Origin of the sequence: Candidatus Accumulibacter aalborgensis (assembly GCF_900089955.1) — a bacterium.
Lineage (GTDB): Bacteria > Pseudomonadota > Gammaproteobacteria > Burkholderiales > Rhodocyclaceae > Accumulibacter > Accumulibacter aalborgensis.
In genome coordinates, this window is record NZ_FLQX01000147.1 from 1 (window position 1) to 14,281 (window position 14,281).

A 14,281-nucleotide genomic window follows, 5' to 3' on the forward strand; every position below is an offset into this window, starting at 1 on the left:
CTGCCAGTACATCGGTGCCGCCAGGCCATTCGCCTGCCGCCAGTCCCAGCCCAGCGAGAGCCACAGTTCCGGCCGGCGATAGCCGCCGTCGGCAATGAAATCGGCATAGTCACCGTTGGTGACCGGCTGGCAAGCGAGCTCGAAGGGCTGCAGGAAAACCGAGTGCCTCGGCCCCTCGTTGTCGAAGGCAAAACCACTGCCGTCATGGCCGACGTCCACCAGCCCGCCGGGATAGGCAATCCAGCGCGGATCCATGGGTTCGATCGTTGTCGACGGCAAGGGGGTTGCGTAAGCGGGCCTGAGCGGATTTTTCGACAGGAGGTGCTTCAGATCGGTAAGGACGAGTTCCTGGTGCTGTTCCTCGTGATGGCAACCCAGCCAGAGCAAGGCGGTGAAGTCCGTGAACTCTGCCTGCGCTGACATTCGCGGCAGCAGTGTGGCGACGCATTCGGTCACCTGCTGCCGGTAGGCAAGAATAGTGGCCAGATCGGGGCGTGAAATCAGCCCTCGCTCAGGCCGCGGATGTCGATCGCCGACGCCGTGGTAGTACGAGTTGAAGAGCACACGAAAGGCTGCATCGAAGGGTCTGAAATCGGGCACAAATTTTTCGAGCAGGAAGGTTTCGAAAAACCAGCTCGTGTGCGCCAGGTGCCACTTGGTCGGGCTTGCATCGGGCATCGACTGCAGTGCGCAGTCTTCCGCGGACAGCGGGGCGGCCAAAAACTCGCTAACCTGGCGCACGTGCAGGAAACGATCGCGCAGGTCTGCTGCGCCCGCGGTCGTCCAGATTCGGCTCGCTGCCACGTCGCTATGCTGCGCCGCCCGTCCCGGCGGCCGGCTTGACCTCGAATTCGGCCACCACCGCATGAATCGAGCCGTAGATGGCCTGCGTGCCTATGCTCTCGGTCAAGCCATAACGGTCGAACTGGCCGCGCACCTCGGCAGTGAGATTGGCAAAAACCAGGCAGATACCCTGCTCCTGCAGCAGCTTGCCGGTGTCGCGCAGCATGGCCGCGGCGGAGAAGTCCACGTCACCGATCGCTGCCGCCTCGATGCACAGGCACGCCAGAGGCGGCTGCGCCTTGGTCTTGGCCTTGGCCAGCCCGAGGACCTCTTCGGCGAACTGCCCGGCGTTGGCGTAGTAGAGGCTATGGCTGAACCGGTAAACGAGCAGTCCCGGTGCGATCTGCTGCGGCTGGTGCAGCGGAACCATTTGCCAGCCCTTGGTTCTCTTGTCCGCCGCGATGATCGAATTGCTGCCCCGGTAGCCTCGCCGCACATGATCGAGCAGCGACAACACCATGGCCAGCAGGATGCCCTGCTCGACGCCAATCACCACCACGGTGGCAGCCGTCAGCAAAGCTACCCAGAACTCGGCGCGCGCTTCGACGAAAATCCGCCGCAGGCCCTGGACATCGATCATTTTCACCGCCACGAGGAAAACGATGGCCGAGAGCACGGCGGTGGGCAAATGCGCCAGCGGCCCGGTGAGAAACAGCAACACCAGCAGTACGAGAACGCAGGTGGTGATCTGTGCCACCTGGCTGCGACCACCGCCCCCGTCGACCATCGCCGTGTTGGTCGGGCTGCCATTGACGATGAAGGTACCCGACAAGCCGGCGCCAAGGTTGGCCATGCCGAGGCCGACCATGTCGACATTTTCGTCGAAGCGATCGCTGTACTTCGCGGCATAGGCGCGCGACGTGGCGGCGCTCTGCGCGAGAATCACCACGAAGCAGGCAAAGGCGATGGGCAGGAGTTTCTGGATCAGCGGCCAGTTCCAATCCACAGACGGCAGTCCGAGCGTCGGCAGACCACTCGGGACGGCGCCCAGTGTCTCCAGGTGGGAGCCCAGATTCAACGCCCAACTGACGCCAATGGCGCTCACCACGGCAATCAGTCCACCAGGGATCTTGTCCGAAATCCTCTTGCCGCCAATGATCACCGCCAGCACGGCGACCGACACCCAGACGGCATAGAGATTGGTCTCGCCGATCAGCCGCAGGTCGTGTACGATCTCGACGAGCGGCTGGTTGCTGGTGCGCTGCAGGCCCAAAAGGCCGGAAACCTCGAGCAGCGCCACCTGCACACCGACGCCGGAGAGAAAGCCGGTGAGCACCGTACGCGAGAGAAAATCGGCCAGAAAGCCGAGCCCGAGCACCCGTCCAGCAAACATCAGCGCCGCCGCCATCAAGGCCAGCAAGCTGCACAGGGCCAGCCACTCGTTCGAGCCGCGCACCGCCATGCCGGCCAGACCGGCGGCAACCACCGCCGCCGTCGCCGAATCGGCTCCGACCGCGAGATGCCGCGACGACCCGAAAATGGCGAACAGGCTCATCGGGATGAGAATGGTATACAAGCCAGTAATCACCGGCGTGCCGATGATCTTGGTGTACCCCATCGTCCCCGGAATGGCGAGCGCGGCCAGCGTGAAACCGGCCATGATGTCGCGCCCCAGCCCTGACCGATCCACCGGCAGGACGCCCTGGAAAACCGGCAGCCTGAAGCCCTGCCCTTCTTTATCTTGCATTGTCGTCCCCCTCTCGGCAACTCATCCCGGCGCGACCAGCGAGCGGCTGGCCGAACCCGAGATCTCGCAGAATGCGCTGACCTACGAAGTGCATCAGTCACCACCGATGCGCTTCGTGTAGGTCAGCGCATCCTACCACTGCAGGGTTTATTTTTTGCTGCCAGGAGCGAAAACGGAGGGCGCCGGCGGCCACTTCTGGCATGATACATGAGTTAAAACGGTATTTCGCCATGCCAGCCAGCCAGCAAACCGTGCTCAGAGACATCGTCCTCGTTGGTGGCGGACACAGCCACGTCGGCGTGCTCAAGCACTTCGGCATGCGCCCGCTGCCTGGCGTACGGCTGACGGTGATCTGCACGGACACCCACACACCCTATTCGGGGATGCTGCCCGGCTATATCGCCGGCCACTACAGCTATGACGACGTGCATATCGACCTGCCGCGTCTGGCCGCCTTCGCCGGTGCCCGCTTCTATCGCGACGAGGTCGTCGGGATCGATCGGCAACAACGCCAGGTACGCTGCCGTCATCGCCCGCCGCTGACCTACGACCGCCTGTCGATCAACATTGGCTCCTCGCCAGCCGTCGACCGTGTTGCCGGTGCGGCCGAGCACGCGATCCCGGTGAAGCCGATCCGGCGCTTCAACGAGCGCTGGCTGGCCTTGCTCGAGCGGGTCCGTCAACACCCGGGGCCAATGACCATCGCCGTCGTCGGCGCAGGCGCGGGGGGTGTCGAGCTGACCCTGGCGATGCACTATCGCCTGCGCCGCGAGCTGCAGTGGCTGGGAAACGATCCCGACGCCCTCGCCTTCCATCTGTTCTCCGCCGAGCGCGAGATCCTGCCGACGCACAACGCCCACGTCCGCCGCAGTTTCGAGCGCGTCCTGGCCGCGCGTGGGGTGGTCGTGCATTGCTCTGCCGAGGTCAGCTCGGTTTCCCGCGGACAGTTGAGAACGCGCAGCGGCGCGACGCTGGCTGCCGACGAGATGATCTGGGTGACGCAGGCCGGCGGCGCTGCCTGGTTGCGCGACACCGGACTGGCGCTCGATGGCAGCGGCTTCATCGAGGTCGGCGACACCCTGCAGACGGTCAGCGATCCGCTGATTTTTGCGGCTGGCGATTGCGCGACGATGATCGGCATGCCGCTCGAAAAGGCCGGTGTCTTCGCGGTTCGTCAGGGCCGGCCGCTGGCCGATAACTTGCGCCGCTCGGTGAGCGACCTGCCGCTGCGCGTCTACCGGCCGCAAAGGCGCTGGTTGGCGCTGGTCAGTACCGGCGATCGCTATGCCGTGGCCTCGCGCGGCGCGCTCCATGCCGAGGGCCGCTGGGTGTGGCGCTGGAAGGACTGGATCGACCGCCGCTTCATGGCCCGGTTTCGCGATCAATGAGTACGCATTCAAGGGGCCGGCCGCGGCTTTATGCGGCCGGCCCCTTGAAACGTGTGCTTGGGCCACTCTTATTCATAGTGCGTCCACATCCTGAGCACGCGAACAACACGCTCTTTGACGAAGACCTCATAGACCAGGCGATGCTGGATATTGATGCGCCGAGAATAGGCACCCGCAAGATCACCAACCAGCTTCTCGTACGACGGCGGATTCTGGAATGGATCGTTGGCAAGTACTGCAAGCAGCTCTTGGGCTTTTGACTTCAGGCCTGCTGCGTCCAGCTTCTTCGCATCTTTCTCTGCATACCTGGAAAAAACCACCTGCCAGCTCACCAGTCGAGCCTCTTGGCGTTTTCGCCAAGAGGCTCGGCCATGCCTTCCTTGATGGACTCGCGCATGCCCGGAACCGAGAGCAGATACAGGGTTTCCTGGATGGCCTGCCAATCCTCTGCCGAGAGGAGAACTGCACTGCTGCGCTTGCCAGCGATGTGGATCGGCTGATGGGACTCTGCCGCCTGATCAATGAGGCGGTACAGATTGGCTCGCGCTTCGCTGGCGGTGAGTGTGGTCATGGTTGATCTCCAATGAGAAAGCTATGGTACGTATTTACGTACGCCACGTCAATCGCCACTTGGAGCGGCCCAACGTGAAAGCTCAGGCGACGGACGCGGCTTCATGCGGCCGGTCGCCTGGCGAGCAGGCATGGATGCATGATTGCCAGAGATGGTTACCGAGAACCCCGAGTAGCCAAGAACTCCCCGTTTCCGAGAGGCACAGTACATGTGCTGAAGTCGGGATCTGCGGCAACCAATGCCACAAAAGGTGCCAGCTCGGCGGAATGGGACGTGGCATTATCAACGACCAGAAGCCCGCCTTGACGAAGAACTCGCTTGATGTCGGGCCACCACCCTGGATACTCAGAGCGCTCCGAATCAAGAAAGACAACATCGAAGCTTGATTCGGGACTACTCCTGAGCAGGGCCCCCGCATCACCGTTCACCTGGGTAACGAACGAGGCGAGACCTGATCGCTCGAAGTTCTTTGCCGCAAGAGCAAGTTTGAACTCGGATAGTTCAACGGTGGTCACGCGCCCGCTGACTGACTCTGCTGCCAAAGCAAGCCAGAGAGTCGAGTAGCCATTAGACGTTCCAATTTCCAGCACGCGTTGAGCATTCATAGCCCGGACAAGCACCGAAAGAAATTCTCCGGTGTCTCGGGTGATGTTCAGCATGCGCCGAGGCCGATCGGCTATGGTGCCATCGTTGCTCAAGCCAAACTGTTCTAGTTCGAATAACAGTTCTTGTAGTGATTCGGTCACGCTGTTCTCCTGACCACGTTAGCAGTCGACGCCAAGCGTGACTCTACTGCGCTTCCTGCGGCCACGCCGCAGGAAGCGCGCGGGATCGACCGCGCTGACCAGATCGTCGGCAACGGGCAGCGGCGTGCCGGTGATCAGACAGGCGAGCAGTTCGCCGGCGAACGCTGACCAGACGATGCCGCGGGCGCCAAAACCGTTGATCAGATAGAGTCCCGGCAGGCGAGGAATTTCGCTCAGTAGCTGCGACGGGCGATTCGGGTCAACCGCCGCGGCGTCGGCGACCTGGCCGATCATTGGCAGGCGATCCGCTGCCAGCGGGCGGAAGCCGACACGACCGACCAGGTCTTCCGGATGGATTCCTTGGCCGTAACCGGGCAGGATGAAATCGAGCTTGGCCAGGTTTTCGGCATGGTCGGTGTCGCGCAGCAGGGCATCGAAGTCATCAATCGAGAACGTGGCGCCTGCACAGCGCAGGCCATCGATTGCCGGCGTCACGTAGCCGAGGCGGCAAACGACTATTCCCGGTGGCGAACCTGCCTCGGCTTTCAGATGAGAAACCTGGCCGCGCGCGGCGCGCAGGGGAAGATGCGCGGCGACGTCGAAGCGCCTGGCATCGGTCGCGTTGGCCAGAATCAGGACCGGCGCTTCCGCGATGACCGCTCCGCTGTCGTCGAGCGCGCGCCACAGCTCCGCATGGCGGTCGATGCGCGCCACCTCGCAGCCGTAGTACGGACGGATCAATGCGCCGTATCGCGCCAGGTTGGCCCGACACAGCGAAGCCGGATCGACCCAGCCACCGCTAGGGAACCACCAGCCGCCGGTGGCGACCGGCCAGCCGGCGAGTGCGCTGGCCTCGTCTCGATCGACGAAACGGAGATAATCGGCAGCCGGTTGGTAAAGCTCGACTACCCGCTGCTGGGTCGCGGCGTGTGTTTCGTCGCGGGCTAGGTGGAGGACGCCGGTCCGGCCCCAGCGCAGCGGCAGACCGGCAGCCGTGAGAGCCGCGAAATGCTCGCCGGCATGATCGAAGCCGGCACGCGTCAGTCGCGCCAGGCGGTTGTCGTCGAGCGAGGGCAGCGGGCGCAATACACCGGCCAGATTGCCTGAGGCGCCCTGGCCGGGCGCGTCGGCGCGGTCGATGAGGGCTATCGTCCAGCCACGCGCAGCCAGCCGTTCGGCAGCGCTGCTGCCAGCCAGGCCGGCACCGATGACGATGGCCTGGGTCATCAACCGGGCGGGGGGTGGCAGGTTCGGCAGAGTGACCAGGAGAGGCCGCTTACTCGGGCCGCATCTGCGGGAAGAGGATCACGTCGCGGATGTTCGCCGAGTCGGTGAGCAGCATCACCAACCGGTCGATGCCGATGCCGCAGCCACCGGTCGGCGGCAGTCCGTATTCGAGGGCGCGGACGTAGTCGGCATCGTAGTACATGGCTTCCTCGTCGCCGGCTTCCTTGGCTTTCGCCTGTTCGAGGAAGCGCGCCGCCTGGTCTTCGGGGTCATTCAACTCGGAGAAGCCGTTGGCGATCTCGCGGCCGGCAATGAACAGTTCGAAGCGTTCGGCGATCTCCGGATTATGGTCGCTGCGACGCGCCAGCGGGCTGACCTCGGCCGGGTAGTCGATGATGAAGGTCGGCTGCCACAGATCGGCCTCGGCCATCTCCTCGAAAAGCTTCAACTGCAGCGTGCCGAGGCCAGCTTCCGGCCCAACTTCGACCTTCAGCGCGGCGAGCTTTTCACGCAGCCAGGCGGCGTCGCCGAGTTGCGCGAGACTGATGCCGGGATGCGACTGGCGAATCGCTTCGCTGATCGTCAGGCGGGCGAAGGGCCTGGAGAAGTCGAGCGAGCGACCCTGGTAGACGAACAGCTCGCTACCCAGCGCCTCGCGCGCACTGTGGCGCAGCAGTCCTTCGGTGAAATCCATCAGTTGGCGGTATTCCGAGTACGCCTCGTAGAACTCCATCATGGTGAATTCCGGGTTGTGGCGCGGGCTCAGTCCCTCATTGCGGAAGTTGCGGTTGACCTCGAAGACCTTCTCGAAGCCGCCGACAACCAGCCGTTTGAGGTACAACTCGGGAGCAATGCGCAGGAAGAGTTCCATGTCCAGCGCGTTGTGATGCGTCTGGAAAGGCTTCGCCGTCGCGCCGCCGGGAATCGGGTGCATCATCGGTGTCTCGACTTCGAGAAAGCCGTGCTGGACCATGAAGTTGCGAATCGACTGCACGATCCGGCTGCGGACGACGAAGGTCTGCCGTGACGGCTCGCTGGTGATCAGGTCGACGTAGCGCATGCGGCACTTCTGCTCCTGGTCGGTCAGGCCGTGGAATTTTTCCGGCAACGGCCGCAGCGACTTGGTGAGCAAGCGAATCTCCGAGCACTCGACGGTTAGTTCGCCGGTGCGCGTGCGAAACAGCCTGCCGACGACGCCGACGATGTCGCCCATGTCCCAACGCTTGAAAGCGGTGTAGTCTTCCTCGCCGATGAGATCGCGGCTGACATAGGCCTGGATGCGGCCGGAGAGGTCCTGCAGGGTGATGAACGAGGCCTTGCCCATCACGCGTTTGAGCATAATGCGGCCGGCGACCTTGACCTCAACCGGCGCCGCATCCAGCTCCTCGCGCGTCTTCACCTCGTACAACTCGCTGATCTTGCCGGCGGTGTTCTCGCGCGCGAAATCGTTGGGGTAGGCCTTGCCGGTCAGTCGCCATTCGGCGAGCTTGGCGCGACGATCGGCGATGATGTGGTTTTCGTCGTGCTGCGGCGAGTGGTCGGGCTGGGTTTCGTCTCGGGACATGATGAGTGGATTTCCGGCGATCAGTTCTGCTGCGGGTTGGTCATGGGGAGCGGGCAAGAGTGGTGGCCAATGCGCTGGCAAGCGCACGGGCGCGGTTCACACGCCCTGCTTCAGGCTGGCTTCGATGAACTGGTCGAGGTCGCCGTCGAGTACGCCCTGGGTATTGCCGACTTCGACGTTGGTGCGCAAATCCTTGATTCGCGACTGGTCGAGCACGTAGGAACGAATCTGGTGACCCCAGCCGATGTCGGACTTCGCGTCTTCGAGCTTCTGCTGCTCGGTCTGGCGCTTGCGCATCTCGGCGTCAAAGATGCGCGACTTGAGCATGGCCATCGCTTCGGCACGGTTGCGGTGCTGCGAGCGGTCGTTCTGGCACTGGACGACGATATTGGTCGGCAAATGGGTGATGCGCACCGCCGAGTCGGTCTTGTTGATGTGCTGGCCGCCGGCGCCGGAAGCTCGATAGGTGTCTATGCGCAGGTCGGCAGGGTTGATGTCTACCTCGAACGAGTCGTCGATTTCGGGGTAGGCGGAGACCGAGCAGAAACTGGTATGGCGACGGGCGTTAGAGTCGAAAGGCGACTTGCGCACCAGGCGATGAATGCCGGTTTCCGAACGAAGCATGCCGTAGGCGTACTCGCCCGAGATCTTGATGCTCGCCGTCTTGAGACCGGCGACTTCGCCTTCGGATTCCTCAAGCACTTCGACAGCGTAGCCCTTGCGCTCGGCGTAGCGCACGTACATGCGCAGGAGCATCGCCGCCCAATCCTGTGCCTCGGTGCCGCCAGCGCCGGCCTGGATGTCGACGAAGCAGTTCAGCGGGTCGGCCGGGTTGTTGAACATGCGGCGGAACTCGAGGCCGGACACTTCCTTCTCGATGCCATCGATGTCGGCGAGGACCGCTTCCAGCGTGTCGTCGTCATTTTCTTCGCGCGCCATGGAGAACAGTTCGCTGGCGTCGCGCAAGCCGTCGCCGACACGGTTCAGCGTCAGCACGACGTTTTCCAGCGATCTCTTTTCGCGGCCCAGTTCCTGCGCGCGCTCGGCATTGTCCCAGACCTTCGGGTCCTCGAACTCGCGCTCGACGGTCTTTAACTGATCAGCTTTCTGATCGTAGTCAAAGATACCTCCGTAGTTCAAAGGCCCGCTCTGCGAGGTCGGCGAGCCGATTTTCGAGGGTGTTGAGTTGTTCGGCTTCCATGATCTCTCTGATCGCTGAATGAATGAGCCGCCCATTATAGCGCCCGACGCTCCAGGCCGGGCGGGCGCAGCCTCGCGAAGGGGCAATGCTAAGGATGACCGCCGACGCGTCCCTTGAGCATGTCGATGATCATCGCTGCCGCCTGTTCGATCGAGCGGTGGGTGACGTCGATGATCGGCCAGGCACGCCGGATGAACAGGCGGCGCGCTTCCAGCACTTCCTTGCGCAACGCTGCGACGTCGGTGTAGTCGGTACTCGCGTCCTGGTTCAGCGCCTGCAGACGGGCGGTGCGAACCATGGCCAGCCGCGCGGGATCGACGATCAACCCGACGATGAGCGGCCCGCGCACGCTCATCAGCCCGGCGGGGAGCGGTGCGCCGGGCACCAGCGGAACGTTGGCGGCCTTGATGCCGCGCGAAGCCAGATACATGCAGGTTGGCGTCTTGGTCGCTCGCGACACGCCGACGACGATGACGTCGGCGCCGGCGAGATCATCGCCGGCGACGCCGTCGTCGTGGGCCAGCGCGTACTTCATGGCCTCGACACGGCGGTAGTAGTCCTCGTCGAAAGCGTCGCCCGAACTGGTGTGGACCTGCACTGACGCGCTGAAGTGCTCGGTCAGGCGACTGATCAGCGGCTCGAGCGCGAATTGGCAAGGAACCCCCAGACGGTCACAGCCTTCTTCGAGCGCCTCGCGGATGTCGCTATCGCTGATGCTGTGCAGAACATAGCCTGGTGAGTTCGCCACCTCGCCGAGAATCTCGGGAACCTGGCTCAGGCGGCGGACCATCTTCCACAGCCGCCGCGCGACCTCGACGTCAGCGAGTTGGGCGACGGCGTTGCGCGCCAGCATCTCGACGAGTTCGCCCGAGGCATGCGAGACAAGGTGCAGGACAATCGTGGTGCTCATCTCCGGGCGGCCGCTCAGCGGTGGTAGCCGCCGTCGAGGCGCAGCACGGTGCCGTTGATCATGATGTTCTTCAGGACATGCAGAACCAGCATGGCGAACTCGGCGGCATCGCCGAAGCGGTGCGGAAAAGGGATCTGGTGCGCCAGCCGGGAATCGAGGTTCTTCTCCATGTTGAACAGCGTCTGCGTGCCGAACAGCCCCGGTGCGATGCCGACGACGCGGATCCCCAGGGGGCCGAGTTCGCGCGCCGCAGGCAGAATCATGCTGACTACCCCGCCTTTCGAGGCGGCATAGGCTGCCTCGCCGCTCTGGCCCTCGTACGCCGCGACCGACGCCGTCGACAGGATCACACCGCGCTCGCCGTTGGCCAGCGGCGGCAAACGCGCCATGTCGGCAGCGGCGAGGCGCATCATGTTGAAAGTCGAGATCAGGTTCACTTCGACGAGCTGCCGGAAGTCGTCAAGCGGCATCGGACCGTCGACACCGACAATCGGCTCGGAGTGGCCGCGACCGACGCAGTGCACCAGCACGCGGGCCGCGCCGTTGGCGTCGCGCGCCATGGCCAGCGCATTTTCCGCGGAAAGCGAATCGGCCACGTCACAAGGGATCGCCAGCCCGCCGATCTCCTCGGCGACCTTATGCACGCCCTCTGCGTCGATGTCGATCAGCGCCACCTTGGCCCCCGCCTCGGCAAGATAACGCGCCGTCTCGGCACCCAGGCCCGACGCTGCTCCGGTAACCACGGTCGGGCACGCCCAAAGATCCATCCCTCACCTCCCTGTTCAACCGGCGTCGACAGCCGGCCCTGATCGACATTATCGTCGCTCGTCTGCCGGCGCGCAAACGGCCCGTCGCATGGTCGCATGGTCGCATGGTCGCATGGTCGCATGGCCAGCGGTGGAGATTGACATTGGCGTCACGCGTCTGGACAATCGGCAGGGCTCGCTGACGGCGCCTCGGCAGGCAGCCAAGCTTTGTCCACTGAGATCACAGGCGATGAGTCGACTTCTCGCTTGGCGGAGAGAGAACACTGATGAAAGCAGAGAACGCACTCCCCGCTGCCGCCCAAAGAGTGGCCGACAGGCTCGTGAGCCTCGGCCACGCACGGCCGGTAATCATGCTCCCCGCGAGCGGCAAGACCTCCGCCGAAGCGGCTGCGGGCCTCGCCTGCAGCGTGGCCGAGATCGCCAAGTCGATCGTTTTCCGACGCCTCTCCGACGACGCTGCGGTGATGGTGATTGCCAGTGGCGCCAACCGTGTCGACGAGGGCAAAGTGGCGGCGCTCGTCGGGCCACTGGGCAAGGCCGACGCCAGATTCGTCAGGGAGCACACCGGCTACGCGATCGGCGGAGTTTGTCCGATCGGGCACCTGCGGGAAACGATCATTCTGGTCGACCAGGATTTGCTTCACTTGGCCAGCGTCTGGGCGGCCGCAGGCCATCCACACGCCGTTTTCAAGCTGTCGTCAGCGGAATTGTTGGCCATGACCGGAGCGCAGGCAGTCGACATCGCCGCGCGCGACGCGCCGGCATGACCCTGGCGACGGTTGGTCCTCGGGCCTGCGCCATGCCAAGCATCTCCCCAGCAGCCTTCATCGCTCGCTGGCAACACGCCGACGGCTCCGAGTTGGCCAACTACCAGCTTTTCGTCACCGATCTCTGCCAACTGCTGGGCGTGCCGGCGCCCGACCCGGCGCGCGAGGACACGCGGGATAACGCCTACGTCTTCGAGCGGCGCGTCACTTTTCACCACGGCGACGGCAGCACGTCGACGGGCCGCATCGACTGCTACAAGCGCAGCGCCTACGTGCTCGAAGCCAAGAAAATCAGGCTCCGCGCCACGACCAGGGGCTTCGACGACGCCATGCAGCGCGCGCGTGGCCAGGCCGAAGGCTACGCCCGCGCCCTGCCCCCCGATGAAGGCCGGCCGCCTTTCCTGCTGGTCATCGACGTCGGCCGGGTGATCGAGATCTACGCCGACTTCACGCGCTCCGGCGCCACCTACACGCCCTTCCCCGACCCGCGCTCGCATCGCATCAGGCTCGCCGATCTGGCTGATGCGGCGCTCCGCGTCCGCCTCAAGACGCTGTGGAGCGACCCGCTGGCGCTTGACCCGACGCGCGTCTCGGCCAGAGTGACGCGCGAGATTGCCGGCCACCTGGCGAAGATTGCCAAGACGCTCGAAGGCCCCGGCCACCACCCCGAACTTGTCGCCGGTTTTCTCACCCGCTGCCTGTTCTCGATGTTCGCCGAAGATGTCGGCCTGCTGCCGCAGCAGGACGGCAAGCGCGCCTTCACCGCCTTGCTCGAAACCCTGCAGAAGAACCCGCAGCAATTCGTCCCGCTGCTCACCGCGCTGTGGCGCGAGATGGACAGCGGCGGCTTTTCGCTCGTCCTGCGCGCCACGCTGCCGCGCTTCAACGGCAAGCTGTTCAAGCAGCCGGAGGTGATTGCGCTCGATCGCGACCAGATCGGCCTGCTGATCGAAGCCGCCTACGCCGACTGGACGGGTCGAACCCGCCATCTTCGGCACCCTGCTCGAACGCGCCCTGTCGACCAGCGAGCGGCACGCCCTCGGCGCCCACTACACGCCGCGCGCCTACGTCGAACGCCTCGTCCTGCCCACCGTCGTCGAGCCCTTGCGTAGCGAATGGCGCAACGTCCAGGCCGCCGCGCTGCTGCTGGCCAACGAAGGCCGACTCGACGCTGCGCGCGCCGAGGTCGACGCTTTCCACCACCGCCTGTGCCAGGTACGCGTCCTCGATCCCGCCTGCGGCTCGGCGAATTTTCTGTATGTCACGCTCGAACACATGAAGCGCCTCGAAGGCGAGGTGCTCGACCAACTGAACGCCTTAGGCGCTGGCCAACAGCGACTGGAGGCCGAAGGACTGACCGTCGACCCGCACCAGTTCGTCGGCCTCGAACTCAACCCGCGCGCCGCTGCCATCGCCGAGCTCGTGCTCTGGATCGGCTACCTGCAATGGCACTTCCGCACCCACGGCAGCGGCCTGCCGCCGCAGCCGATCCTCAAGGATTTCAGGAACATCGAATGCCGCGACGCGGTGCTGGCCTACGACGCGGTCGAAACCGTTCTCGACGAGCGCGGCCTGCCCGTCAGCCGCTGGGACGGTGTGACGACCAGGACGCATCCGGTGACCAGCGAACCCGTGCCCGACGAAAACGCCCGTAGGCCGCTGCAGCGCTATATCAACCCGCGCCGCGCCGAGTGGCCGCAGGCCGATTTCATCGTCGGCAATCCGCCGTTCATCGGCGCTGGCGGCATGCGCGCCGCACTCGGCGACGGCTATGTCGAAGCGCTGCGCAACGCGTGGAAGGATGTTCCCGAATCGGCCGACCTCGTGATGTTCTGGTGGCATCACGCCGCCCAACTCGTCGCGACTGGCAAGTCGCAGCGCTTCGGCCTGATCACGACCAACAGCCTCAAGCAGACCTTCAACCGCCGCGTCGTGCAGGGCGCACTCGACAAGGGTGTTTCTCTCGCCTTCGCCGTACCCGACCACCCCTGGGTCGACAGCGCTGACGGCGCCGCCGTGCGTATTGCGATGACCGTCGGCACAATGACCGGCGGAGATGGCCGCTTGCTGAGCGTGATCGACGAGCGCGAAGGCAAGGGCGAAGGGCTGGACGTGACGCTGCAGGAGCAGACGGGAACGCTGCACGCAGACTTGCGGATCGGCGCGAACGTGGCGGCAGCCAAGGCGCTGCAAGCGAACAGCGGTATCAGCTCGCCCGGTTTCAAACTGCACGGTGGCGGTTTTATCGTCACCCCCGAAGAGGCTGGACGCCTCGAAGCCGACGCCCCGATCAAGGTCTACCGCAACGGTCGCGACCTGACCGACAGGCCACGCGGCGCGCTCCTGATCGACCTCTTCGGTTTCACCGCCGACGAGGTGCGTGCCCGCTATCCTGCGACTTATCAATGGGTGCTCGAACGTGTAAAGCCAGAACGTGATCAGAACGCACGAGCCACCTACCGAGACAATTGGTGGATCTTTGGGCCGACCGACGCCGTGGCCATCTGCCCTGCCCGAACAGGTCGCCGCCGTCGCCCGTCTGCTCACCGCTTCGTCTACACCCCTTTCCGAAGCCGAGCTGGCGGCGCGCTTCACCGGCAAAGGGGCATG

At 64.5% G+C, this 14,281-nt stretch carries 11 protein-coding genes and 2 pseudogenes; 3 read left to right on the forward strand and 10 right to left on the reverse strand.

All coding sequences use genetic code 11. The features are described from left to right. Both ACCAA_RS18495 and ACCAA_RS18500 read right to left on the reverse strand, forming a co-directional pair. Positions 1 to 804 (reverse strand): DinB family protein (locus ACCAA_RS18495; protein WP_245754672.1); only part of this gene is annotated, 804 nt, incomplete at its 3' end. 4 nt (positions 805 to 808) lie between these two features. Beyond that, positions 809 to 2,530, reverse strand: coding sequence for a SulP family inorganic anion transporter (locus ACCAA_RS18500; RefSeq protein ID WP_186408731.1), 1,722 nt, complete (start codon positions 2,528 to 2,530; stop codon positions 809 to 811). Positions 2,531 to 2,760: 230 nt separating this feature from the next. On the opposite strand from ACCAA_RS18500, the pseudogene ACCAA_RS18505 reads away from it, so the two are divergent. Then, positions 2,761 to 3,912: pseudogene (locus ACCAA_RS18505) on the forward strand (FAD-dependent oxidoreductase); the annotation flags it as partial. 74 nt (positions 3,913 to 3,986) lie between these two features. Here the strand turns inward: ACCAA_RS18505 and ACCAA_RS18510 are convergent. The 8 genes from ACCAA_RS18510 to ACCAA_RS18545 form a co-directional block, all read right to left on the reverse strand. Next, positions 3,987 to 4,250, reverse strand: coding sequence for a Txe/YoeB family addiction module toxin (locus tag ACCAA_RS18510; RefSeq protein WP_186408732.1), 264 nt, complete (start codon positions 4,248 to 4,250; stop codon positions 3,987 to 3,989). Further along, a complete protein-coding gene (locus ACCAA_RS18515; protein ID WP_186408733.1) occupies positions 4,247 to 4,489 on the reverse strand; it encodes a type II toxin-antitoxin system Phd/YefM family antitoxin in 243 nt (80 codons plus the stop codon). Before ACCAA_RS18515 ends, ACCAA_RS18510 begins: the two co-directional genes overlap by 4 nt. A gap of 155 nt (positions 4,490 to 4,644) precedes the next feature. Continuing rightward, entirely contained in the window at positions 4,645 to 5,235 is a 591-nt protein-coding gene (locus ACCAA_RS18520; RefSeq protein WP_186408734.1) for an O-methyltransferase, read from the reverse strand. A gap of 18 nt (positions 5,236 to 5,253) precedes the next feature. Beyond that, complete coding sequence (gene mnmC1, locus ACCAA_RS18525; protein ID WP_186408735.1) at positions 5,254 to 6,462, reverse strand: FAD-dependent 5-carboxymethylaminomethyl-2-thiouridine(34) oxidoreductase MnmC1; 1,209 nt, start codon at positions 6,460 to 6,462, stop codon at positions 5,254 to 5,256. A gap of 49 nt (positions 6,463 to 6,511) precedes the next feature. Further along, the gene (gene lysS, locus ACCAA_RS18530) at positions 6,512 to 8,026 is read right to left on the reverse strand and encodes a lysine--tRNA ligase (RefSeq protein WP_186408736.1); all 1,515 of its coding nucleotides are present in this window, start codon (positions 8,024 to 8,026) and stop codon (positions 6,512 to 6,514) included. A gap of 96 nt (positions 8,027 to 8,122) precedes the next feature. Beyond that, positions 8,123 to 9,227 (reverse strand): peptide chain release factor 2 gene (gene prfB / locus ACCAA_RS18535; protein ID WP_186408737.1). Its coding sequence is split into 2 segments (ribosomal slippage): positions 8,123 to 9,145 and positions 9,147 to 9,227, totalling 1,104 coding nucleotides; the frame shifts between segments, so codons are not numbered across the junction. A gap of 88 nt (positions 9,228 to 9,315) precedes the next feature. Then, positions 9,316 to 10,137, reverse strand: a complete 822-nt coding sequence (locus ACCAA_RS18540; protein ID WP_186408738.1) for a pyruvate, water dikinase regulatory protein — start codon at positions 10,135 to 10,137, stop codon at positions 9,316 to 9,318. A 14-nt stretch (positions 10,138 to 10,151) separates the two neighbouring features. Then, positions 10,152 to 10,904, reverse strand: a complete 753-nt coding sequence (locus ACCAA_RS18545; RefSeq protein ID WP_186408739.1) for an SDR family oxidoreductase — start codon at positions 10,902 to 10,904, stop codon at positions 10,152 to 10,154. A gap of 266 nt (positions 10,905 to 11,170) precedes the next feature. Between ACCAA_RS18545 and ACCAA_RS18550 the strand changes: the two genes are divergently transcribed. Next, on the forward strand, positions 11,171 to 11,671 hold the full coding sequence (locus tag ACCAA_RS18550; protein ID WP_186408740.1) for a YbaK/EbsC family protein: 501 nt from the start codon (positions 11,171 to 11,173) through the stop codon (positions 11,669 to 11,671). Further along, positions 11,668 to 14,155: pseudogene (locus ACCAA_RS22255) on the forward strand (class I SAM-dependent DNA methyltransferase); the annotation flags it as partial. The gene ACCAA_RS18550 and the pseudogene ACCAA_RS22255, both read left to right, overlap by 4 nt. Positions 14,156 to 14,281: the final 126 nt, after the last annotated feature.

What these genes read in the sequence shown, in the direction of transcription:
- ACCAA_RS18500 (WP_186408731.1), bottom strand. Translation starts at nt 2,530, where the DNA reads ATGCAAGATAAAGAAGGGCAGGGCTTCAGGCTGCCGGTTTTCCAGGGC.
- ACCAA_RS18545 (WP_186408739.1), bottom strand. Translation starts at nt 10,904, where the DNA reads ATGGATCTTTGGGCGTGCCCGACCGTGGTTACCGGAGCAGCGTCGGGC.
- ACCAA_RS18540 (WP_186408738.1), bottom strand. Translation starts at nt 10,137, where the DNA reads ATGAGCACCACGATTGTCCTGCACCTTGTCTCGCATGCCTCGGGCGAA.
- ACCAA_RS18550 (WP_186408740.1), top strand. Translation starts at nt 11,171, where the DNA reads ATGAAAGCAGAGAACGCACTCCCCGCTGCCGCCCAAAGAGTGGCCGAC.
- lysS (WP_186408736.1), bottom strand. Translation starts at nt 8,026, where the DNA reads ATGTCCCGAGACGAAACCCAGCCCGACCACTCGCCGCAGCACGACGAA.
- ACCAA_RS18515 (WP_186408733.1), bottom strand. Translation starts at nt 4,489, where the DNA reads ATGACCACACTCACCGCCAGCGAAGCGCGAGCCAATCTGTACCGCCTC.
- mnmC1 (WP_186408735.1), bottom strand. Translation starts at nt 6,462, where the DNA reads ATGACCCAGGCCATCGTCATCGGTGCCGGCCTGGCTGGCAGCAGCGCT.